Source organism: Geodermatophilus sp. FMUSA9-8, from assembly GCF_037034165.1.
Classification (GTDB): domain Bacteria; phylum Actinomycetota; class Actinomycetes; order Mycobacteriales; family Geodermatophilaceae; genus Geodermatophilus; species Geodermatophilus nigrescens.
Genome location: NZ_JBAGKE010000002.1, coordinates 321,870 through 342,174, shown reverse-complemented (window position 1 = coordinate 342,174; position 20,305 = coordinate 321,870). Strand labels below are relative to the sequence as shown.

Sequence of the window (20,305 nt, the reverse complement as noted above, 5' to 3'; positions counted from 1 at the left end):
CCCTACCCGGTCCTCGTCAAAGCCGGCCGTCGAGGCCCCGGGCCACCAGCGTGTCCCGGGTCCGCTGGGCCACCTCGCACCCGTCGGCGTAGGACAGCGCCCACGGCGAGGCGGCGACGCCCGGCAGCGCCGGGCGGCGCGGCGGGTCGCAGACGGCCTCCCGCAGCGCGGGGTCGGTCAGCCGGTCCCGGCCCTCGAGGGCGACGTGCAGCACCGGCCCGACGTCGGCGGCGCGCGCCCGCTCGAGCACGCGCCGGCCGGCCGCGGTCGGGCCGGTGAACCGGCCGAGCAGGCGCTCGGCGCGCAGCCGGCGGGGGAGGACCGTGACCCGGTCGTCGGCCAGCGCGCGCCAGCGCACCGTCTCCACCGACCGGCGGCCCCGGCCCCCGACGGCGTCGAGGACGGCGGCCTCCACCGGGTGGCGCCGCCGCGGCTCGACGACCTGCAGCTCCCCGGGCGCCACCGCGCGCACCCGGCCGGTGACCACGAGGGCCACCAGCGCCGTGTCGACCACCCGCTGCGGCCCGCCGGCCAGACAGGCGACCTCGTAGACGTCGGGGTGCTCGGTCATGGCGACTCCTCCCGCGGCGGGGGCCGTGTCCCACGGTGACAGGGCGGGAGCGGGCGCGGAAGCCCCCCGGCCGCGCCCGCCGTAGGGTCGGGGACGTGGCAGCCCCCCGTCCGCCCCGGTTCGACGCCGCGGCCGAGGAGGTCGCCGCCACGGCCGCGGCCGCCGCCGACTGGCCCGCGCTCGCCGCCGCCGCGACGCCCTGCGTCGCCTGCCCCGAGCTGTCGGCCACCCGGCAGCACGTCGTCGTCGGCGACCCGCCGGTGCGCGGGCGGGCGCGGTTCGCCCTGATCGGCGAGGCGCCCGGCGCCAACGAGGACGAGACCGGCCGGCCCTTCGTCGGGAAGTCGGGCCAGCTGCTCGACCAGCTGCTCGCCGAGGCCGGGCTCGACCGCGCCGAGGCGGCCGTGCTCAACATCGTGAAGTGCCGCCCGCCGGGCAACCGGACGCCGAGGACGCCGGAGGTGGCCCGCTGCAGCGGCTGGCTGCGCCGCCAGCTCGAGCTGCTCGACCCGCCGGTCGTCGTGGCGCTGGGCCTGTCGTCGGCCAAGTGGTTCCTCGGCCCGCGCACCGTGCTCGCCGGGGCCCGCGGCCGCCCGCACGACGTCGGCGGCCGGGCGGTCTGGGCCACCTACCACCCGTCGGCGGCCATCCGGTTCGGCCCCCACGGCGCCCCCCGCGCCGGCCTGCTCGAGGACCTGACGTCGGTCGCCCGGAGCCTGGCGGCATGAGGCGCGAGCACGTGCTGCCCACCGTCGACGACACCCGGGCCCTCGGTGCCGCCCTCGCCGCCGTCGTGGAGCCGGGCGACCTGCTGGTGCTCACCGGCCCGCTCGGCGCCGGCAAGACCGCGCTCACCCAGGGCCTGGGTGCCGCGCTCGGGGTGACCGAGCCGGTCACCTCGCCGACCTTCGTCATCGCCCGCGTGCACCGCGGCGGGCGGCTGCCGCTGGTGCACGTCGACGCCTACCGGCTGGGGAGCGTCGCCGACGTCGACGACCTCGACCTCGACGCCTCGACCGAGGAGTCGGTGACGGTCGTCGAGTGGGGCGCCGGGCTGGTCGAGCGGCTCACCGACGAGCACCTCGAGCTGCGCCTGGACCGCCGCGACGACGACGTCCGCACCGCCGTCCTCGTGCCCTCCGGCGCCGGCTGGGAGCGGCGGCTGTCGGAGTGAGCCCGCGGGTGGAGGTGCTGCCGCTGGACGGCCCGGCCTACGCCGCGCTGGCCGCCGGCGACCTCGCCGCCGCGACCGCCGCCTCCCCGGTGCCGCTGCCGCCGGGGTTCACCGACCCCGCCTGGTCGGAGGTGTGGCGGATGCGCGCGGAGCAGGTGGCCGCCGACCCGGCCGCGGCCGCCTGGGTGACCGGCGTCGTCTGGGACGCCGACCGGCGGCTGGCCGTCGGGCGCGCGGCCTTCCACGGCCCGCCCGACGGGCGCGGCATGGTCGAGATCGGCTACGCCGTGCTGCCCGAGCACCGGCGCCGCGGCTACGCGCGGGCGGCGCTGGCCGCGCTGCTCGCCCGCGCCCGGGCGGAGCCGGCCGTGTCGGTGGTGCGGCTGTCGATCGCGCCGTCGAACACCGCGTCGCAGGCGGTGGCCCGGCCGTTCGGCTTCGTCGTCGTGGGCGAGCAGGTGGACCCGGTCGACGGCGTCGAGGTCGTCTCCGAGCTGCCGGTCTAACCTGGCGGATCGTGCTCGTCCTCGCCCTCGACACCGCGACCCCCACGCTGGTCGCCGGCGTCGCCCGCCGCTCCGACGACGGCGGCGTGGAGGTCCTCGCCGAGCGGGCGGTGCCCTCCGGCAACCGGCACGCCGAGCTGCTCGTCCCCGCCGTGCGCGAGGCCCTCGCCGAGGCCGGCGTGGCGCTCGCCGACGTCGGCGCCGTCGTCACCGGCCTCGGGCCCGGCCCGTTCACCGGCCTGCGGGTCGGCGTGGTCACCGCCGCCGCGCTGGCCGACGCCGGTGGCATCCCGGCCGTGGGCGTCTGCTCGCTCGACGCCGTCGGGTCGGGAGAGCGGACGGTGGTCACCGACGCGCGGCGCAAGGAGGTCTACTGGGCGGCCTACGACGCCGCCGGAGCGCGCGTCGACGGACCGGGCGTCGTCCGCCCGGAGGAGCTCGCCGCCCACGGCCCGCTGGTCGGCGACCCGCGCTTCGCCGAGCGGCTCGGCGCCGCGGTCACGCCCGCCGAGGTGACGGTCGCCGGCCTGCTGCGGGCGGCGGCGCCGCTGCTCGACGACCCGTCGTCGGCCGGGCCGCTCGTCCCGCTGTACCTGCGCCGCCCCGACGCGGTCCCGCCGACGTCGTTCAAGCCGGTGACGACGTCGTGAGCGCGCGGCTGCGGCCGATGCGGCTGGCCGACCTCGACGCCGTGCTGGCGCTGGAGGAGGAGCTCTTCGCGCCGGACACCTGGACCCGCGCGATGTACCGCGACGAGCTGTCGCGCACCGACACCCGGCACTACCTCGTGGCCGTCGACACGGACGGCGAGGACGACGGCGCCGTCGTCGGGTACGCGGGCCTCATCGCCTACGACGACGAGGCGCACGTGTCCACGATCGGCGTCGCCCGCGACCGGCAGGGCGAGGGCCTCGGCGCGCTGCTGCTCGACGCGCTGCTCGCCGAGGCCGACCGGCGCAGCCCCGTCGTGCTGCTCGAGGTGCGCGCCGACAACGAGGTGGCGCAGGGCCTCTACCGGCGCCGCGGGTTCGCCGAGATCGGCCGGCGCCCGCGCTACTACCAGCCGAGCGGCACCGACGCCGTCGTGATGAAGCGGGAGGTGCGGCGGTGAGCGAGCCGCTGGTCCTGGGGTTCGAGACCTCGTGCGACGAGACCGGGGTCGGCCTGGTGCGCGGCCACACGCTGCTGTCGGACGCGCTGGCCACCTCGATGGCCGAGCACGAGCGCTTCGGCGGCGTGGTGCCCGAGATCGCCTCGCGGGCGCACCTGGAGGCGATGGTCCCGACCGTGCACCGCGCGCTCGCCGAGGCCGGGGTGTCGGCGTCCGACGTCGACGCGGTCGCGGTCACCGCGGGACCCGGCCTGACCGGCGCGCTGCTGGTCGGGCTGGCCGCCGCGAAGGCCTACGCCCTGGCGCTGGACAAGCCGCTCTACGGGGTCAACCACCTGGCCGCGCACGTCGCCGTCGACGAGCTGCAGCACGGCCCGCTGGCCGAGCCGTCGCTCGCGCTGCTCGTCTCCGGCGGGCACAGCTCGCTGCTGCTCGTGCCCGACCTCGCCCGCGAGGTCACCTCGCTCGGCCGCACCATCGACGACGCCGCCGGTGAGGCCTTCGACAAGGTCGCCCGCGTGCTCGGCATGCCGTTCCCCGGCGGCCCGCCCCTCGACCGCGCCGCCCGCGACGGCGACCCGGCGGCCATCGACTTCCCGCGCGGGCTCACCGGCCCCCGCGACGCGCCCTACGACTTCTCCTTCTCCGGCCTGAAGACCGCCGTCGCCCGCTGGGTGGAGGCGCGGCGGAAGGCGGGGGAGCCGGTGCCGGTGGCCGACGTCGCGGCGTCGTTCCAGGAGGCGGTCGCCGACGTGCTCACCGCCAAGGCCGTGCGGGCCTGCCGCGAGCACGGCGTCGACCACCTCGTGCTCGGCGGGGGAGTGGCGGCCAACTCGCGGCTGCGGGCGCTGGCGGAGGAGCGCTGCGCCGCGGCCGGGATCGTGCTGCGCGTGCCCAGCCCGCGGCTGTGCACCGACAACGGCGCGATGGTCGCGGCGCTCGGCTCCCGGCTGGTCGCGGCCGGCGTCGAGCCCTCCGCGCCCGACCTGGGGGCCGACAGCAGCCTGCCGATCGAGGTCGTCCGGACCTAGGACACGTCGCAGACCAGCGCGGTCGGGGCGCCGGCCACCCGGGTGACGACGACGGTGGCGCTCCGGTCGCCCGGGCCGCGCAGCTGCCGCGCCAGGGTCTCCGGCTCGATCGCCGACCCGCGCTTCTTCACCACCACCCGGCCGACGCCGCGGGCCCGCAGCAGCGCGCGCAGCCGCTTGAGGTTGAACGGCAGCACCTCGTCGACGCGGTACGAGGCGGCCCACGGGGAGTCCGCGGCCGCGCCGGAGGTCAGGTAGGCGATCGTCGGGTCGACCAGCGTGGCGCCGAGCTCCGCGGCCACCAGGGACACCAGCCCGGAGCGGATGACGGCGGGGTCGGGCTCGTGCAGCCACGCCCCGACCGGGCCGGCCTGCGCGGGCCCGGGGTCGTCGCCGGCGGTGAGCTCGTGCACGTCGTCGCCGCGGACGACGGTCGCCCGCCGCCACACCCCGGACACCCCGCGGCCCCACAGCAGCGCCTCGACGATCGACCCGCGCACCGACACCCACTCGGCCTCGACGCCCTCGGGCACCCGGTCGTGGTCGAGGCCCGGCGCCACCTTCACCACCGCGCGCGGCACCCGGTCGAGCAGCGCCGTCACCGTCGACCAGGGCGGCGACCAGCGGTCGGGGTCGAGCTGCCGGCGGCCGCCCGCCCGCCGCGCGGGGTCGAGGACGGCGGCCGCGCACCCGGCGACCTCGCCCCCGCGGGCGGCGTCCACCAGCTCGACGACGTCGCCCGCGACCACCCACACGTCGTCGGCCACGCCGAGCGCCTCGGCGTTGGCGGCCGTGAGCTCGCGGGCCACCGGGTCGAGGTCGACGGCGAGCACCCGCGCGCCGGCCCGGGCGAGCGCCACGGTGTCGGTGCCCGACGCGCAGCCCAGGTCGGCCGCGGAGTCGGTGCCGTCGGCGAGCAGGCGGGCGGCCCGGCGGGCGGCGAGTGCGGGCCGGCCGGCCTGCTCGAGCGTGTCGGCGGTGAGGAACAGCCGGTCGGCGTCGGCGCCGAACACCGGACGGGCCCGCGCCCGCAGCCGGGCCAGCTCCCAGGCGGGACCGGCCAGTTCCGGCCCGACCTCCGCGCGCAGCGCCGCGACCCCCGCCAGCACGTCGGCGCCCCCGGCCAGCAGCGCCGCGGCGCGGGCGGTCGCGGCGGCTCCCTCGGGCGTGCGCAGCAGGGTCAGCGCGGCGGGATCGGGCACGGCGACCAGCCTCCCGCAGTGGCCCGTCCTCCGAGCGGTGGACCCGGTTGAGGGGCTGGCACTCTCGTGGGTAGAGTGCCAATCGACACGGGCAGGAGCCTGACCCCCGCGACGGCAGGCCCGGCCCCCGTGCCACAACGTGCAACCCCACCAGCCGTCCGATCCCGAAGGGGGCGTCACCTCGTGACGACCGCTACCAAGGTCTCCATCAAGCCGCTCGAGGACCGCGTCGTCGTCCAGGCCAACGAGGCCGAGACCACCACCGCCTCCGGCCTGGTCATCCCGGACACCGCCAAGGAGAAGCCGCAGGAGGGCACGGTCATCGCCGTGGGCCCCGGCCGCATCGACGACAACGGCAACCGCGTCCCGCTCGACGTCAACGTCGGCGACGTCGTCATCTACTCGAAGTACGGCGGCACCGAGGTCAAGTACGCCGGCGAGGAGTACCTCGTGCTCTCCGCCCGCGACCTGCTCGCCGTCGTGGAGAAGTAGAAGGACCACCCTTCCCCCCACGCCGAGCGAGCTCGGCGCGGGCCCCTGAAGAGTGGCCGTTCCAGCACGGCACCAGACCGCCCCGGCGACCCGACTGACCGGGTCCCGGGGCGGTCGCCGTCTCACCCCCGTAGCGATCTGATCGGAAGGGCCCCATGGCCAAGATCATCAAGTTCAACGAGGACGCCCGCCGCTCGCTCGAGCGCGGCGTGGACAAGCTCGCCGACGCCGTCAAGGTCACCCTCGGCCCGCGCGGGCGCAACGTCGTCCTCGACAAGAAGTTCGGCGCACCGACCATCACCAACGACGGCGTCACCATCGCCCGCGAGGTGGAGCTCGAGGACCCGTACGAGAACCTCGGCGCCCAGCTGGCCAAGAACGTCGCCACCAAGACCAACGACGTCGCCGGTGACGGCACCACCACCGCCACGGTGCTGGCCCAGGCGCTGGTCAAGGAGGGCATGCGCAACGTCGCCGCCGGCGCCAACCCGATGGGTCTCGGCCGCGGCATGCGCGCCGCCGTCGACGCGGTGTCGAAGGCCCTCGACGAGGTCGCCATCCCCGTCGACGAGCAGTCGGCCATCGCCGGCGTCGCCACCATCTCCGCCCAGGACGCCGAGGTCGGCGCCCTGATCGGCGAGGCGATGGAGAAGGTCGGCAAGGACGGCGTCATCACCGTCGAGGAGAGCAACACCCTCTCCACCGACCTCGACGTCACCGAGGGCGTGCAGTTCGACAAGGGCTACCTCTCGCCCTACTTCGTCACCGACCAGGAGGCGATGGAGGCCGTCCTCGAGGACGCCCTCGTGCTGCTGGTGCAGGGCAAGGTCAGCGCGCTGGCCGACCTGCTCCCGCTGCTGGAGAAGGTGCTCGGCAACGGCGCCCGCCCGCTGCTGATCGTCGCCGAGGACGTCGAGGGCGAGGCGCTGTCCACCCTGGTCGTCAACTCGATCCGCAAGACGATCCGCGTCGTCGCGGTCAAGTCGCCCTACTTCGGCGACCGCCGCAAGGCCTTCATGACCGACCTCGCCATCGTCACCGGCGGCCAGGTCGTCAGCGAGGACGTCGGCCTCAAGCTCGACCAGGTCGGCCTCGAGGTGCTCGGCACCGCCCGCCGCGTGACCGTCACCAAGGACACGACGACGGTCGTCGACGGCGGCGGCACGGCCGGCGCGATCTCCGACCGGGTCGCCCAGATCCGCCGCGAGATCGAGGCCACCGACTCCGACTGGGACCGCGAGAAGCTGCAGGAGCGGCTGGCCAAGCTGGCCGGCGGCATCGGCGTCATCCGGGTCGGCGCGGCCACCGAGGTCGAGCTCAAGGAGCGCAAGCACCGCATCGAGGACGCCATCGCCGCCACCCGCGCCGCGGTGGAGGAGGGCGTCGTCCCCGGCGGCGGTTCCGCGCTCGTGCACGCCGCCACCGCCATCGACGCGCTGGACCTCACCGGCGACGAGCTGACCGGCGCCCGCGCCGTGCAGCGCGCGCTGGAGGCCCCGCTGGCCCGCATCGCCGACAACGCCGGCTTCGAGGGCCGCGTCGTCGTCGCCAAGGTCCGCGACCTCGGCGTGGGCCAGGGCTTCAACGCGGCCACCGGCGAGTACGGCGACCTGGCCGGCCAGGGCGTCATCGACCCGGTCAAGGTCACCAAGGCCGCGCTGGGCAACGCCGCGTCGATCGCCGCGATGGTGCTCACCACCGACTCCGCCGTCGTCGAGGCGCCGGAGGAGGAGCACGACCACGCGGGCGGCGGGCACCACACCCACGGCCACTCGCATGGTCACGGCCACAGCCACTGACCCCGTTCCGCACGATCAGGTGAGCTGATCGTGCGGCGTCCTGGCTCACCGCCGACGGTGAGCCAGGACGCACGGACGTGAGCCAGGACGGCCCGCACATCCCAGGAGGGCCGGCCCAGCGTCTGCTGGGCCGGCCCTCCCGTCGTCTCAGGGGCCGTCGAGCGCGGCGACCAGGCGTCGCAGGACCTCCCGGCAGGCCAGCAGCTCCTCGGCGGAGGTGCCCGCCGCGGCCAGGACGCGCGCCCGGTCGGCGTCCCCGCGCTCGACCAGCGCCGCCAGCGCTGCCCGCCCCGCACCGGTCAGCTCCAGCAGGGGAGCGGTGCGGTGGTCGGGGTTGGGCGCGCGGTCGGCCAGGCCGTCGGCGACGAGGTCGTCGGCCACCCGCTGCACCGACTGGCGGGCCAGGCCCAGCCGGCGGGCCACGGCGGCCACCGTCGACGGCGCCCCGGACAGGACGCTGAGCACGTGCCACCGGGCGGTGGTCTGCCCGGCCGTCGCGGCGATCGCCTCGCTGGTGCGCCGGGACGTGCCGGCGAGCTCGTAGACGTCGGCGACGAGCAGCCGGTAGGCCTCCTGGACGTCGGTCATGATGACAGTCTACTGTCGTCCTGACAGGAGGCTGACGAGGAGGTCGCCGTGCTGCACGAGGTCCTGCACTCGCCCGAGCCCGACGGCGAGGACGCGCTGGCGCTGTTCGGCCGGCTGACGGGGAGCTGGCGGCTGTCCTGGCGCGGCCTCGGGCCCGACGGGGACTGGGCGACGGCGGAGGGGGACCTGCACGCCGGCCGCGTGCTCGGCGGCCGGGCGGTGCAGGACGTCTGGGTGGTGCCCGGTCCGGGACGGCCCGGCGCCGGCGTCCCGCCGCGGGCGTTCCACGGGACGACGGTCCGCTTTCCCGACCCGCACGCCCCCGGGACGTGGCGCTCGACGTGGATGGACCCGGTCAACGGGCGCGTGCGGCGCTTCACCGGCCGTCCCACCGGCGGTGGCGGCGTCCTCCTGCTCAGCGACGACGAGGAGCCGTGGCTGCGCTGGCGCTTCTCCGACGTCCGCCCGCGCTCGTTCACCTGGTCGGCCGAGACGTCCCCCGACCGGGGCGTCACCTGGGTGCACGACGAGCTGATGACCGCCGAGCGGGTCGACTGACCCCGGACGCAGCGAGAGGGCCGGTCCAGCGTCTGCTGGACCGGCCCTCTCGCTGCGTCCGGGCGGCTAGACGCCCGCGGCGACGGCGGCGGGCTCCGCGGCGATCAGCCGGGCCCGCTCCTCCTCGCTCATGCCGCCCCACACGCCGTAGGGCTCGCGGACGCTCAGCGCGTGCTTGAGGCACGCCTCCACGACGGGGCAGGAGGCGCAGACGGCCTTCGCGGCCGCCTGGCGACGGGCCCGCGCGGGGCCGCGCTCGCCGTCGGGGTGGAAGAACAGGGCCGTGCTCTCTCCACGGCAGGCGCCGTGCAGCTGCCAGTCCCAGACCTCGGCCACGGGCGTCGGCAGTCGGCGGATGTCGGCCATGTCGGTCCTCCTCGGCTCGGTGCGAGCCGGAGGGGGCGGTCCGGCTGCTGGGGTGCCGGTGCCCGAGGGTCCCCGGGGTCAAACACACCGGGATCGGACATTTTCCCGGCTCCCGTCTCCCCCCGCAGGGTGAGCACGGGTGTTCCCCGTCCTGACCGGCGGTCAAGGTGACTGCAGGCCGTGCCGTTCCCCGGGTCGAGTGACCCGGGCGCCCCGCCCGGCCGGGGGAGACGAGGAGCAGCGAGTGATCGACGACAGGATGCGTGGACCGGGACACGGTGCCACGACCGTGTGGGTGTACGACGAGCGCCGCCGCGTGCGCGACGACGTCGCCGCCCGCCTGGTGGCCCTCCCGTTCGTGGGACGCGTCGAGGTCGTCGGTGACGCGGTCGCGCTGATGCAGCGGCTGGCCACCCGGCAGCCCGACGTGCTGCTGGTCGGCACGCAGCGCGCCGTGGACACCGGCCTGAGCGTCGCGACGACGGTGCTGCGCAGCCACCCGGGCGTGCCCGTGCTGGTTCTCGGCGCCCCCGACGACGCCGAGACCGTCCGCGGCGCGGTCGCCGTCGGTGCGCGGGGCTACCTGCGCTGGGACGCGAGCGCGCTGGAGATGGGCCTGGGCCTGTCCCGCGTCGGCCTGCGCCCGGAGGGCCCGCGCCCGCCGCAGCAGGTCAGCGCCTCCGTGCCGCTGGCCTCCGTCGGCGCCCCGGTGCCTGCGTGGGCCACGCCGCTCAACGGCGCCGGCCCGCGCGCGGTGAGCACGCCGGTCCGCGAGGCCGCGCCCGCGGTGACGCTGTCCATGCGCGAGATGCAGGTCCTCACCGGCATGAGCCACGGCAAGAGCAACGCCCAGATCGGGCGCGAGCTCTACCTGTCCGAGGACACCATCAAGACCCACGCCCGCCGGCTGTTCCGCAAGCTCGGCGCCAAGGACCGGGCCGAGGCCGTCGCGACGGGCTTCCGCCGCGGGATGATGACCTGAGACGACGAACGCACGCCGAGGGCCCCCTCCGGAGCACCGGAGGGGGCCCTCGGCGCGTTCTCGTCCCGGTGCACGCGGAACGCGCCGGTACCCCTGGCCCGGACGGCCGCCCGGGAGCACGCTGACCGTGCACGGGGCCGCCGCCGGAGGGGGCGACGATGAAGGAGCTGCGCTGCCGCGACGCCGGGTTCGACTGCGAGGCGGTCGTCCGGGCCGAGTCGGTCGACGAGCTGATGGCGCAGGTCGGGCCGCACGCCCGGGAGGCGCACCGCGTCGAGGTGACCCCCGAGCTGGCGGGACGCCTCGCGACCCTCGTCCGGGACGTCTGAGCTCAGTCGTCGCGGGCGTGGCGGCCGGTGCCGCCGCCCCCGGGCTCCTCGCGCTCGGCCATCGCGGCGACCCCGTCGGCGTAGCCGCTGGCGTAGTCCCAGCTGACGTAGTCGTCGGGGTCGGGGTCGAACGGCGGCTCGTGCCGGCCGGTCTGCCCCTCCTCGAGCAGCTGGCGCAGGTTGGCCTGCATCAGCGCCCAGTCGACGTGGTGCTCCTCGTCGCAGTCCGGGCAGTCGACGACGATGCCCTTGATGCCCGTCGGCTCGAGCAGCGTGCGGAACACCTCCAGCTCGGCGAGGTCGTCGAGGACGCCGGCGCGCTCCTCCATGGTGAGCGGCGGCGGGTCCGACGGCGTGGAGCCTGAGTCGGGGCCCGGCAGGTCGTCGAAGGGACCCACGGTGCCTCCTCCCTCGTGCGGCGCGGTCGCTCTCGTGCGGTCGCGCGGGCGCGCGTCCGGGGAACCACGGTAGCCGCCCCCGGCTCCCGTTCCCACGCGTGCGCGGACGCCGTCCCGGGCCCCCGGCGCCCCCGCCTACGATCGGGGGTGGTTCCCGCGCGCCCGGCCGGGGGCGAACCGACGAGAGGGTGGCGGCGATCATGCAGCCCGACGACCGGACCCCCGAGCTGCCGGCGAAGTTCGCCCCGCTCGGCCTGACCTACGACGACGTCCTGCTCATCCCGGGCGAGTCCGACGTCGTCCCGGCGGAGGTCGACACCAGCAGCCGCCTGACCCGCGGCATCCGGCTGGCCGTGCCGCTGGTCTCCAGCGCCATGGACACCGTGACCGAGGCCCGCATGGCGATCGCCATGGCCCGCGTCGGCGGCGTCGGCATCCTGCACCGCAACCTCGCCGCCGAGGAGCAGGCCGGCCAGGCCGACCTGGTCAAGCGCTCCGAGGCGGGCATGGTCACCAACCCGGTCACCTGCTCGCCGGACAACACCCTCGCCGAGGTCGACGCCCTGTCGGGCCGCTACCGCATCTCCGGCGCCCCCGTCGTCGACGCCGACGGCGTGCTGGTGGGCATCGTCACCAACCGCGACATGCGCTTCGAGACCGACCAGAACCGGCTCGTCCGCGACGTGATGACGCCGATGCCGCTGGTCACCGCCCCGGTCGGGGTCGACGCCGACACCGCGCTGGGCCTGCTGTCCCAGCACAAGATCGAGAAACTGCCGATCGTCGACGACGCCGGCCGGCTGCGCGGGCTGATCACGGTCAAGGACTTCGTCAAGCGCGACCAGTACCCGAACGCCACCAAGGACGCCGACGGCCGCCTCGTCGTGGGCGCCGCGCTCGGCGTCGGCGAGGACGCCTACAAGCGGGCCGGCCTGCTGGTCGACGCCGGGGTCGACGTGATCGTCGTCGACACCGCGCACGGCCACCAGCGCGCCGTGCTCGACATGGTCGCCCGGGTGCGCAAGGACTTCGGGGGCGACGGCGGCGTGCAGGTCGTCGGCGGCAACGTGGCCACCCGCGCCGGCGCGCAGGCGCTGGTCGACGCGGGCGCGGACGCCGTGAAGGTCGGCGTCGGCCCGGGCTCGATCTGCACCACCCGCGTGGTCGCCGGCGTCGGCGTCCCGCAGATCACCGCCGTCTACGAGGCGAGCCTGGCGTGCAAGCCGGCCGGCGTGCCGGTCATCGCCGACGGCGGCCTGCAGTACTCCGGCGACATCGCCAAGGCGCTGGTCGCCGGTGCCGACACGGTGATGATCGGCGGGCTGTTCGCCGGCGTCGAGGAGGCGCCGGGCGAGCTCGTCTTCATGAACGGCAAGCAGTTCAAGACCTACCGCGGCATGGGGTCGCTGGGCGCGATGCAGAAGCGCGGCAACCAGTCCTTCAGCCGCGACCGCTACTTCGCCGACGACGTCCTCTCCGACGACAAGCTCGTCCCCGAGGGCATCGAGGGCCAGGTGCCCTACCGCGGCCTGCTCGCGACCGTGGCCCACCAGCTCGTCGGCGGCCTGCGGGCGTCGATGGGCTACGCCGGCGCGGCCACCGTCGCCGACCTGCAGGAGCGCGGCCAGCTCACCCGCATCACCGCCGCGGGCCTGACCGAGAGCCACCCGCACGACATCCAGATGACGGTCGAAGCACCGAACTACCGGGGGCGCTGACCCATGCCCAGCCGCGACACCGTCGAGATCGGTCTCAACCGCTTCGCCCGCCGGGGCTACGACCTCGACGAGGTCTCCATCGTCCCGTCCCGCCGCACCCGCGACGTCGACGACGTCTCCACCGCCTGGCAGATCGACGCCTTCCGGTTCGAGATCCCGCTGGTCACCAGCCCCAGCGACGCCGTCGTCAGCCCGGCGACGGCGATCGCCGTCGGGCAGGCCGGCGGCCTCGGCGTGCTCAATGCCGAGGGGCTGTGGACCCGCTACGACGACCCGCTGCCGGTCTACCGCCAGCTGCGCGACGCCGCGGCCGAGGCGCCGCCGCCGATCGCGCTGCTGCAGCAGGTCTACGCGGAGCCGGTGAAGCCCGACCTGATCAGCGCCCGCATCAAGGAGATGCGCGACGCCGGGGTGACCACCGCGGTGCGCGTCTCGCCGCAGCACACCGAGCTGCTCGCCCCGGCGGTGCTCGCCGCCGGGGTCGACCTGCTCGTCATCCAGGGCACGATCGTCTCCGCCGAGCACGTGACCACCCAGGGCGCCGCGCTCAACCTCAAGTCCTTCATCGCCGACCTCGACGTCCCGGTGATCGTGGGCGGGGCGGCCAACTACACGACCGCGCTGCACCTGATGCGCACCGGCGCGGCCGGGGTGATCGTCGGCGTGGGCGCCGACAGCTTCTCCACCGGCGACGCCGTCATGGGCATCCGCGTGCCGCTGGCCAGCGCGATCGCCGACGCCGCCGCGGCCCGCCGCGACTACCTCGACGAGACCGGTGGGCGGTACGTGCACGTCATCGCCAACGGCCGGATCGAGACCAGCGGCGCGATCGCGCGGGCGCTGGCCTGCGGCGCCGACGCCGTCCAGGTCGGCGAGCCGCTGCGCGCGGCGAAGGAGGCCCCGGCCGGCGGCGTCTGGTGGGACTCGGTGGCCGCCCACCCGCGGCTGCCCCGCGGCGGCACGTCGGCGCCGGTCCCCGCGGCCGGGTCGCTGGAGCAGGTGCTCCTCGGGCCGGCCGAGACCTCCGACGGCCGCACCAACCTCTTCGGCGCGCTGCGCCGCACCATGGCCAAGACCGGCTACCGCGACCTCAAGGAGTTCCAGCGGGTGGACCTCGTGATCGGCGGTCGACCCGACTGATGGACTTCCCGACCGTCCTCGTCGTCGACTTCGGCGCCCAGTACGCCCAGCTCATCGCCCGGCGCATCCGCGAGGCCGGCGTCTACTCCGAGATCGTCCCGTCGTCGGTGTCGGCGGCGGAGGTCCTCGAGCGGCGGCCGGCGGCGATCGTGCTCTCCGGCGGCCCCTCGAGCGTCTACGCCGAGGGCGCGCCGCAGGTCGACCCGGCCCTGTTCGAGGGCGGCGTGCCCGCCTTCGGCATCTGCTACGGCTTCCAGGCGATGGCCCAGTCGCTGGGCGGCACGGTCGCGCACACCGGCGACCGCGAGTACGGCGGCACCCCGCTGACCGTCACCACCGGCGGCCGGCTGTTCGGCGACCTGCCGGTGGAGCAGTCGGTGTGGATGAGCCACGGCGACGCCGTCAGCACGCCCCCGCCCGGGTTCACCGTCACCGCCACCTCGACCGGCGCCCCGGTGGCCGCGTTCGAGGACGTCGACCGGCGGCTGGCCGGCGTGCAGTTCCACCCCGAGGTGCGGCACACCGCGCACGGGCAGACGGTGCTCGAGCACTTCCTGTTCGACATCGCCGGGCTCGAGCGCAGCTGGACGATGAGCAACGTCGTCGACGAGCAGGTCGGGCGGATCCGCGAGCAGATCGGCGACCGGCGGGCGCTGTGCGCGCTGTCCGGCGGCGTCGACTCCGCCGTGGCCGCCGCGCTCGTGCAGCGGGCCATCGGCGACCGGCTCACCTGCGTCTACGTCGACCACGGGCTCATGCGGCAGGGCGAGACCGAGCAGATCGAGCGCGACTTCGCCGAGGTCACCGGCGCCGACCTGCGGGTGGTCGACGCGAGCGACCAGTTCCTCACCGCGCTGGCCGGCGTCAGCGACCCGGAGCAGAAGCGCAAGATCATCGGCCGCGAGTTCATCCGGGTGTTCGAACAGGCGGCCACCGACGTCGTCGCCGACGCCCAGGCGCACGGCGAGGCCGTCGACTTCCTCGTGCAGGGGACGCTCTACCCCGACGTCGTGGAGTCCGGCGGCGGCACCGGCACGGCCAACATCAAGAGCCACCACAACGTCGGCGGGCTGCCCGAGGACCTGCAGTTCACCCTCGTCGAGCCGCTGCGCACGCTGTTCAAGGACGAGGTGCGCGAGGTTGGCCGGCAGCTCGGCCTGCCCGACCGGCTCGTGCAGCGCCAGCCGTTCCCCGGCCCCGGCCTGGGCATCCGCATCGTCGGCGAGGTGACCCGCGAGCGGCTCGACGTGCTCCGCCGGGCCGACGCGATCGCCCGCGAGGAGCTCAGCGCGGCGAAGCTGGACACCGAGATCTGGCAGTGCCCGGTGGTGCTGCTCGCCGACGTCCGTTCGGTCGGCGTGCAGGGCGACGGGCGCACCTACGGCCACCCGGTGGTGCTGCGGCCGGTGTCCAGCGAGGACGCGATGACGGCGGACTGGACCCGCCTGCCCTACGACGTGCTCGCCCGGATCTCCACGCGGATCACCAACGAGGTGCCCGAGGTCAACCGGGTCGTCCTCGACGTGACCAGCAAGCCGCCGGGCACCATCGAATGGGAGTGACGCTCACCTGACGGCACGCGCGTCGGGCGGGGGAGTGCCGTAGGCGGCCGGGTCTCTCTCCGGCGCCGTCTCGGTGGTGAGCGACGCCGCCTCGATCCGGTCCCACCGGAACCAGCGCGGCGCGTCCCGCTCCCGGCACCAGCCGACCAGGTACCAGCGGTCGCCGGTGCGGGCGAGCAGGTGCGGCTCCACCCGCCGCCGGGTCGGCGTCCCCGCCCGGTCCCGGTAGGTGATCGCGACGACGCGGCGGCGGGCCAGCGCCTCCTCGACCACCGGCGCCGGGTCCGGCCGGCCGGACCCGGCGCCGGACCGCACCCACACCCGCCCGCCGAGCCGCTCGGCCTCCGCCTGCGCCTCCGGGCCCAGCACGTCGAGCACCTTCTCCAGCGCTGCCCGGCCGTCGGCGGCGAACGGTGCGCCGCCCGCGCCGGCCAGCGCCACCGCGACCGCGACCGCCTGCGCCGGCGTCAGGTTCACCGGCGGCAGCGTGGCCGCGGCGTCGAGCACGTAACCGCCGCCCGGCCCCGACGACGCCCAGATCGGCACGCCGGTCTGCTGCAGCGCGTCGACGTCGCGCTTGACCGTGCGGGTCGACACCTCCAGCCACGCCGCCAGCCGCCCGGCGGTGCGCCCGCGCGGCCCGGCGCGGCGCAGCTCCTCGGTCAGCGCGTGCAGCCGGTCGGTGCGGTTCACGCGCGGATCCTGGCAGGAGTCGGTGACAGGACGGTGTCACCGACCCTGCGGCACGGTCGTCGCATGGCATCGATCGCGCTCTTCCACTCCGTCCTCGGCGTCCGGCAGGGCGTCACCGACGCGGCCGGCCGGTTCCGCGCCGCCGGCCACGACGTCCTCGTCGTCGACCAGTACGACGGGCGGGCCTTCGGCGACGACTACGCGCGGGCAGGCGCCTTCGTCGAGGAGGTCGGCTTCCCGGCGCTCATGGCGCGGGCGGAGGACGCGGTGCGCCACCTGCCCGACGGGTTCGTGGCCGCGGGCTTCTCCAACGGCGCCGGGATGGCCGAGCACGTGGCCACCCGGCGGCGGTGCGGCGGCGTCCTGCTGTTCTCCGGCGCCCTGCCGATGGCGGTGCTCGGCGCCGCCGGCTGGCCCGCCGGCCTCCCGGCCCAGCTGCACCGGGCGACGGGGGACCCGCTCGCGTCGCCGGAGTGGGACGCGGCCCTCGCCGCCGACGTCGCGGCGGCCGGCGCGGAGCTCGAGGTGTGCACCTACGACACCGCGGGCCACCTGTTCACCGACGCGGGCCTGCCGGCCGAGTACGACCCGGCCGCCACGGAGCTGCTGTTCGGACGGGCGCTGGAGTTCATCGCGCGCGTGACCGCCTGACGCGGAGGCCCCGGATCGCGGCGCCCCGACACGGCGGAGGGCCCGGGGAGCAGCAGCTCCCCGGGCCCTCGTGACCACCGTCCCCTGTCGGTCAGCGCCTCCGGCGCGCCTTCCGCAGCTCGCTCACCAGGAGCAGGACCCCCGCGCCGACCAGCAGCAGCCACAGCAGGCCGCCGTCGGCGAGGAACTCGAGCGGCAGGGTGACCCCGGCGAGGAAGGTCAGCGCCAGGAGGACGAAGGCGACGCCGGGCACCAGGGCCACCAGGTCGGGACGGCGCCGGCGCGGCGGCTCCTCGACGGGCAGGAGGCTCGCGGTGTGGTGCTGCCAGTCCTCGGCCAGCGCCCGCTCCTGCCAGCCGGTCGGGGTGGTGGGGAACTCGCTGTAGTCAGGCACGGGACACCTCCACGTTGCCGACCTGGTGGTCGATGGTCAGGACGAACTCGGGACGGGCGTCGCTGTCGTCGTCGTCCTCGGCGGGGAAGAAGCCGCCGTCACTCTGGCCGAAGACGTCCACGTCGCCGATCCCCTGGTCGAGGACCACCCGGACGTCGGCGTCCTCCGGGACCGTGATCTCGAGGTCGCCGGCGCCGTGGTCGATGGCGATGTCGACGGTCTGCCGGATGTCGTCGACGTCGATCTCGGACAGGTCGAGCTCGAGGTTGCCGGCACCGAGCGCGTACTCGGGCCGGATCTGGGCCACGGTCGACGGCTCGTAGGAACGGTCGCCGACGCCGCCGCGCGGGCCCTCGCCGTCGTGCCAGGCCGACACCGAGGAGGTGAACAGCAGCGCGAGGGTGAGCACCGAGCCGAGCGCGATGAGCCCGCCGCGCGGGGCGCGGTTGCGGACGAAGGCCGAGGCGACCAGGCCGAGTCCCACCACGAGCAGCGCCCCGGCGAGGAAGCCCCGCGGGCCGAGGTCGAGGGGCGTGTAGCGGGTGACCAGCACCATCAGGCCGACGACGATCAGCAACCCGGCGACGGTGATCCCGGCGACGGGGGAACGCGGCCCCGGCGGGGCGGCGGGCGCGCCGTCGGTGTGCCTCGGGCCGGCCGGCATGAGCAGCCACAGCAGCAGGTAGATCGCGATGCCGGTGCCACCGGCGAGGGTGAGGGCGACGAAGCCGACCCGCCACAGCAGCGGGTCGACGCCGCTGTACTGGGCCAGCCCGCCGGCGACACCGCCGGCGTACTTGTCGGTGCGGCTGCGCCGGAGGGCGGGCCGGACCGGTGGTGGTTCGACGGGGGGAGCGGGGGGAGGCGGGGATGCGGCGGTCATGGCACAGAGCGTGCCCAGCGGGGCGTCCGCGGGGCATCGGGGAAGGCCCCCATCCGACCCTGGTCCTGCCCATCCGGGGTCTTCCCGGTACCGGGAGCGGCCCGCGCGGTGCGACGATCGCACCGTGACGAGGACCGTGCCGACCTCCGTGGGCGGGCTCCCGGTCGGTGCGCAGCCGCCGGCGGGCGTGCCGGCCGCGGCCGCCGCGCAGCCACCGGCCGGCGTGCCGGCCCCGGCGCCCGTGCCGACCCCCGCGCCGGACCCGGCCGCCGCGCCGGCGTCGCTGCTGACGATGTCCCCGGCGGCGCCCGCGCAGCCCGAGCGGCCGCCGCTGGTCCGGCCCCGGTCGGGCCGCATGCTCGCCGGCGTCGCCGCCGGCACCGCGCACCACCTGCGCGCGGACCCGCTGGTGGTGCGCGCCCTGTTCGTGGCGCTGGCGATGACCGGCATCGGCGTCGTCGCCTACGTCCTGCTGTGGTTCTTCGTGCCGCTCGGCGAGGTGGACCCGGCGCAGGCCGCGCAGCCCAGCCGGCGGCAGACGCTGGGGCTCGCGTTCGTCGGCCTCGGTGCCCTCGTGCTGGTCACCAACCTCGCCACCTGGGGCAACAACGACCTCATCGCGCCGCTGCTGCTGGTCGGCGGCGGCCTGGCGGTCATCTGGCGGCAGCTGGACACCGACCGGACGCTCACCCGGCCCGGCGTCCGCTGGGTGCTCGCCGGTGGCGCCGCGCTCGCCGCGCTCGGGCTGGTGCTCCTGCTGGCCACCACCGGGCAGCTGGCCAACGCGCGCAACGGCTTCGTCGCGACGGTCGTCATCCTCGCCGGAATCCTGCTGGCCACCGCCCCGTTCTGGCGCCGGCTGCTGGACTCCCGCGAGGACGAGCGCACCGCCCGCATCCGCTCGGAGGAGCGGGCCGCCGTCGCCGCGCACCTGCACGACTCGGTGCTGCAGACCCTCGCGCTGATCCAGCGGCACGCCGACGACCAGCAGGCCGTCGCCCGCCTCGCCCGCAGCCAGGAGCGCGAGCTGCGCACGTGGCTGTACGAGCCGCGGACGGCGGCCGGCGGCACCTGGGCGGCGTTGGTCTCGGAGATGATCACCGAGGTGGAGGGCGACCACGCGCTCACCGTCGACCCCGTCGTCGTGGGTGACGCGCCGGTCGACGACGCCCTCGCCGCCCTCGGGGCCGCCACCCGCGAGGCGCTGGTCAACGCGGCGAAGCACTCCGGCGTGACCTCCGCCGACCTCTACACCGAGGTCACGGCGGGGCAGGTGTCGGTGTTCGTCCGCGACCGCGGCGCCGGCTTCGACCCGGCCGCCGTCCCCGTCGACCGGCGCGGCCTGCGCGACTCGGTCACCGGCCGCATCACCCGCCTCGGCGGCACGGCGACCGTGCGGTCCGCGCCCGGCGAGGGCACCGAGGTCGAGCTCGTGCTGCCGCGCGAGGCCGCCGCGTGACCGTCCGCGTGTACCTCGTCGACGACCACGCGATGGTCCGGGCCGGCGTCCGGCACGAGCTCGGCGACTCGGTCACGGTCGTCGGCGAGGCCGCCGACGCCGACTCCGCCATCGCGGGCATCCGTGCCGCGGCGCCCGACGTCGTCCTGCTCGACGTCCACCTGCCCGGCGGCGGCGGGCGCGCGGTGCTCGAGGCGCTGCGCGGCGAGCTGCCGGACGTGCGCTGGCTGGCGCTGTCGGTGTCCGACGCCGCCGAGGACGTCATCGCGGTCATCCGCGCGGGCGCCCGGGGATACGTCACGAAGACCATCTCCGGCCCCGACCTGGTGTCCGCGGTGCAGCGCGTGGCCGACGGCGACGTCGTCTTCAGCCCCCGGCTGGCCGGGTTCGTGCTCGACGCCTTCGCGGCCAGCTCGCCGTCGGCCCCGCAGCCGGAGGACCCGGCCACCGACCCCGGCCTGGACCTGCTCAGCGCGCGGGAGCGCGAGGTCATGCAGCTGCTCGCCCGCGGCTACACCTACCGGGAGATCGGCTCGCGGCTGTTCATCTCGGTGAAGACGGTGGAGTCGCACGCCTCGAACGTGCTGCGCAAGCTCCAGCTGTCCAACCGCAACGAGCTCACCCGCTGGGCCGCCACCAACCGCCTCCTGTGACGGGCGGGGCCCGCGCACCCGGACGCCCCGGGGTGCGCGGGTCCC

The 20,305-nt window shown here is 76.1% G+C and carries 25 protein-coding genes; 17 read left to right on the top strand and 8 right to left on the bottom strand.

The features are described 5' to 3' along the window. Positions 1-16: 16 nt before the first annotated feature. Positions 17-571, bottom strand: a complete 555-nt coding sequence (locus WA616_RS05835) for a TIGR04222 domain-containing membrane protein (RefSeq protein ID WP_336028127.1) — start codon at positions 569-571, stop codon at positions 17-19. A 95-nt stretch (positions 572-666) separates the two neighbouring features. Between WA616_RS05835 and WA616_RS05830 the strand changes: the two genes are divergently transcribed. Genes WA616_RS05830 through tsaD form a run of 6 tightly spaced genes read left to right on the top strand, consistent with a single transcriptional unit; the run spans position 667 to position 4,393 of the window. Then, complete coding sequence (locus WA616_RS05830) at positions 667-1,299, top strand: uracil-DNA glycosylase (protein ID WP_336028125.1); 633 nt, start codon at positions 667-669, stop codon at positions 1,297-1,299. Further along, positions 1,296-1,745: a tRNA (adenosine(37)-N6)-threonylcarbamoyltransferase complex ATPase subunit type 1 TsaE gene (tsaE, locus tag WA616_RS05825; RefSeq protein WP_336028124.1), complete on the top strand. Its 450-nt coding sequence runs from the start codon at positions 1,296-1,298 to the stop codon at positions 1,743-1,745. Before WA616_RS05830 ends, tsaE begins: the two co-directional genes overlap by 4 nt. Then, the gene (locus WA616_RS05820) at positions 1,742-2,251 is read left to right on the top strand and encodes a GNAT family N-acetyltransferase (protein WP_336028122.1); all 510 of its coding nucleotides are present in this window, start codon (positions 1,742-1,744) and stop codon (positions 2,249-2,251) included. Before tsaE ends, WA616_RS05820 begins: the two co-directional genes overlap by 4 nt. A gap of 11 nt (positions 2,252-2,262) precedes the next feature. Then, positions 2,263-2,901 (top strand): tRNA (adenosine(37)-N6)-threonylcarbamoyltransferase complex dimerization subunit type 1 TsaB, encoded by a 639-nt coding sequence (gene tsaB / locus WA616_RS05815; protein ID WP_336028120.1) that lies wholly within the window; start codon positions 2,263-2,265, stop codon positions 2,899-2,901. Further along, a complete protein-coding gene (rimI, locus tag WA616_RS05810) occupies positions 2,898-3,362 on the top strand; it encodes a ribosomal protein S18-alanine N-acetyltransferase (protein ID WP_336028118.1) in 465 nt (154 codons plus the stop codon). The genes tsaB and rimI overlap by 4 nt, the downstream gene beginning before the upstream one ends. Beyond that, complete coding sequence (tsaD, locus tag WA616_RS05805; RefSeq protein WP_336028116.1) at positions 3,359-4,393, top strand: tRNA (adenosine(37)-N6)-threonylcarbamoyltransferase complex transferase subunit TsaD; 1,035 nt, start codon at positions 3,359-3,361, stop codon at positions 4,391-4,393. The genes rimI and tsaD overlap by 4 nt, the downstream gene beginning before the upstream one ends. On the opposite strand, the gene WA616_RS05800 is transcribed toward tsaD, so the two are convergent. Beyond that, entirely contained in the window at positions 4,390-5,595 is a 1,206-nt protein-coding gene (locus WA616_RS05800; RefSeq protein ID WP_336028114.1) for a THUMP-like domain-containing protein, read from the bottom strand. The genes tsaD and WA616_RS05800 overlap by 4 nt on opposite strands. Before the next feature lie 183 nt (positions 5,596-5,778). On the opposite strand from WA616_RS05800, the gene groES reads away from it, so the two are divergent. Then, a complete protein-coding gene (gene groES, locus WA616_RS05795; protein ID WP_073421422.1) occupies positions 5,779-6,087 on the top strand; it encodes a co-chaperone GroES in 309 nt (102 codons plus the stop codon). Positions 6,088-6,242: 155 nt separating this feature from the next. After that, positions 6,243-7,886, top strand: coding sequence for a chaperonin GroEL (gene groL, locus WA616_RS05790; protein WP_073421423.1), 1,644 nt, complete (start codon positions 6,243-6,245; stop codon positions 7,884-7,886). Between the two features lie 147 nt (positions 7,887-8,033). Here the strand turns inward: groL and WA616_RS05785 are convergent, their stop codons facing one another. Next, positions 8,034-8,474 (bottom strand): MarR family winged helix-turn-helix transcriptional regulator, encoded by a 441-nt coding sequence (locus tag WA616_RS05785; RefSeq protein ID WP_336028112.1) that lies wholly within the window; start codon positions 8,472-8,474, stop codon positions 8,034-8,036. 48 nt (positions 8,475-8,522) lie between these two features. Between WA616_RS05785 and WA616_RS05780 the strand changes: the two genes are divergently transcribed. Beyond that, positions 8,523-9,032 carry a hypothetical protein gene (locus tag WA616_RS05780; RefSeq protein WP_336028110.1) on the top strand — a complete coding sequence of 170 codons (510 nt, stop codon included), beginning with the start codon at positions 8,523-8,525 and terminating at the stop codon, positions 9,030-9,032. A gap of 66 nt (positions 9,033-9,098) precedes the next feature. Here WA616_RS05780 and WA616_RS05775 read toward each other — a convergent pair whose 3' ends face one another. Further along, positions 9,099-9,398, bottom strand: a complete 300-nt coding sequence (locus tag WA616_RS05775; protein WP_073421428.1) for a WhiB family transcriptional regulator — start codon at positions 9,396-9,398, stop codon at positions 9,099-9,101. Between the two features lie 289 nt (positions 9,399-9,687). Here WA616_RS05775 and WA616_RS05770 point away from each other — a divergent pair, with 289 nt between their 5' ends. Then, a complete protein-coding gene (locus WA616_RS05770; RefSeq protein WP_442901973.1) occupies positions 9,688-10,380 on the top strand; it encodes a response regulator transcription factor in 693 nt (230 codons plus the stop codon). Between the two features lie 158 nt (positions 10,381-10,538). Beyond that, positions 10,539-10,709, top strand: a complete 171-nt coding sequence (locus tag WA616_RS05765) for a DUF1059 domain-containing protein (protein ID WP_336028109.1) — start codon at positions 10,539-10,541, stop codon at positions 10,707-10,709. A gap of 2 nt (positions 10,710-10,711) precedes the next feature. On the opposite strand, the gene WA616_RS05760 is transcribed toward WA616_RS05765, so the two are convergent. After that, the gene (locus WA616_RS05760) at positions 10,712-11,107 is read right to left on the bottom strand and encodes a DUF5319 family protein (protein WP_336028107.1); all 396 of its coding nucleotides are present in this window, start codon (positions 11,105-11,107) and stop codon (positions 10,712-10,714) included. Positions 11,108-11,307: 200 nt separating this feature from the next. On the opposite strand from WA616_RS05760, the gene guaB reads away from it, so the two are divergent. From guaB to guaA, 3 genes are read left to right on the top strand one after another with little or no spacing between them, the layout of a single operon-like run. Further along, complete coding sequence (guaB, locus tag WA616_RS05755) at positions 11,308-12,825, top strand: IMP dehydrogenase (protein WP_336028106.1); 1,518 nt, start codon at positions 11,308-11,310, stop codon at positions 12,823-12,825. Between the two features lie 3 nt (positions 12,826-12,828). Continuing rightward, positions 12,829-13,965: a GuaB3 family IMP dehydrogenase-related protein gene (locus tag WA616_RS05750; RefSeq protein WP_336028104.1), complete on the top strand. Its 1,137-nt coding sequence runs from the start codon at positions 12,829-12,831 to the stop codon at positions 13,963-13,965. After that, the gene (guaA, locus tag WA616_RS05745; protein ID WP_336028103.1) at positions 13,965-15,527 is read left to right on the top strand and encodes a glutamine-hydrolyzing GMP synthase; all 1,563 of its coding nucleotides are present in this window, start codon (positions 13,965-13,967) and stop codon (positions 15,525-15,527) included. The genes WA616_RS05750 and guaA overlap by 1 nt, the downstream gene beginning before the upstream one ends. Positions 15,528-15,530: 3 nt before the next feature. Here guaA and WA616_RS05740 read toward each other — a convergent pair whose 3' ends face one another. Beyond that, positions 15,531-16,220 carry a helix-turn-helix transcriptional regulator gene (locus tag WA616_RS05740; RefSeq protein WP_336028101.1) on the bottom strand — a complete coding sequence of 230 codons (690 nt, stop codon included), beginning with the start codon at positions 16,218-16,220 and terminating at the stop codon, positions 15,531-15,533. Positions 16,221-16,283: 63 nt separating this feature from the next. Between WA616_RS05740 and WA616_RS05735 the strand changes: the two genes are divergently transcribed. Then, on the top strand, positions 16,284-16,871 hold the full coding sequence (locus tag WA616_RS05735) for a dienelactone hydrolase family protein (RefSeq protein ID WP_336028099.1): 588 nt from the start codon (positions 16,284-16,286) through the stop codon (positions 16,869-16,871). A gap of 91 nt (positions 16,872-16,962) precedes the next feature. Here the strand turns inward: WA616_RS05735 and WA616_RS05730 are convergent, their stop codons facing one another. Both WA616_RS05730 and WA616_RS05725 read right to left on the bottom strand, forming a co-directional pair. After that, positions 16,963-17,265, bottom strand: coding sequence for a hypothetical protein (locus WA616_RS05730; RefSeq protein ID WP_073421439.1), 303 nt, complete (start codon positions 17,263-17,265; stop codon positions 16,963-16,965). Then, positions 17,258-18,148, bottom strand: a complete 891-nt coding sequence (locus WA616_RS05725; RefSeq protein ID WP_336028097.1) for a PspC domain-containing protein — start codon at positions 18,146-18,148, stop codon at positions 17,258-17,260. Before WA616_RS05725 ends, WA616_RS05730 begins: the two co-directional genes overlap by 8 nt. Before the next feature lie 124 nt (positions 18,149-18,272). On the opposite strand from WA616_RS05725, the gene WA616_RS05720 reads away from it, so the two are divergent. Next, positions 18,273-19,607 (top strand): ATP-binding protein, encoded by a 1,335-nt coding sequence (locus WA616_RS05720; RefSeq protein WP_336028095.1) that lies wholly within the window; start codon positions 18,273-18,275, stop codon positions 19,605-19,607. After that, complete coding sequence (locus tag WA616_RS05715) at positions 19,604-20,260, top strand: response regulator (protein WP_073421441.1); 657 nt, start codon at positions 19,604-19,606, stop codon at positions 20,258-20,260. Before WA616_RS05720 ends, WA616_RS05715 begins: the two co-directional genes overlap by 4 nt. The last annotated feature ends 45 nt before the right edge of the window (positions 20,261-20,305 follow it).

What these genes read in the sequence shown, in the direction of transcription:
- WA616_RS05835 (WP_336028127.1), bottom strand. Translation starts at nt 571, where the DNA reads ATGACCGAGCACCCCGACGTCTACGAGGTCGCCTGTCTGGCCGGCGGG.
- tsaE (WP_336028124.1), top strand. Translation starts at nt 1,296, where the DNA reads ATGAGGCGCGAGCACGTGCTGCCCACCGTCGACGACACCCGGGCCCTC.
- groL (WP_073421423.1), top strand. Translation starts at nt 6,243, where the DNA reads ATGGCCAAGATCATCAAGTTCAACGAGGACGCCCGCCGCTCGCTCGAG.
- WA616_RS05785 (WP_336028112.1), bottom strand. Translation starts at nt 8,474, where the DNA reads ATGACCGACGTCCAGGAGGCCTACCGGCTGCTCGTCGCCGACGTCTAC.
- WA616_RS05775 (WP_073421428.1), bottom strand. Translation starts at nt 9,398, where the DNA reads ATGGCCGACATCCGCCGACTGCCGACGCCCGTGGCCGAGGTCTGGGAC.
- WA616_RS05765 (WP_336028109.1), top strand. Translation starts at nt 10,539, where the DNA reads ATGAAGGAGCTGCGCTGCCGCGACGCCGGGTTCGACTGCGAGGCGGTC.
- guaB (WP_336028106.1), top strand. Translation starts at nt 11,308, where the DNA reads ATGCAGCCCGACGACCGGACCCCCGAGCTGCCGGCGAAGTTCGCCCCG.
- WA616_RS05750 (WP_336028104.1), top strand. Translation starts at nt 12,829, where the DNA reads ATGCCCAGCCGCGACACCGTCGAGATCGGTCTCAACCGCTTCGCCCGC.
- guaA (WP_336028103.1), top strand. Translation starts at nt 13,965, where the DNA reads ATGGACTTCCCGACCGTCCTCGTCGTCGACTTCGGCGCCCAGTACGCC.
- WA616_RS05735 (WP_336028099.1), top strand. Translation starts at nt 16,284, where the DNA reads ATGGCATCGATCGCGCTCTTCCACTCCGTCCTCGGCGTCCGGCAGGGC.
- WA616_RS05725 (WP_336028097.1), bottom strand. Translation starts at nt 18,148, where the DNA reads ATGACCGCCGCATCCCCGCCTCCCCCCGCTCCCCCCGTCGAACCACCA.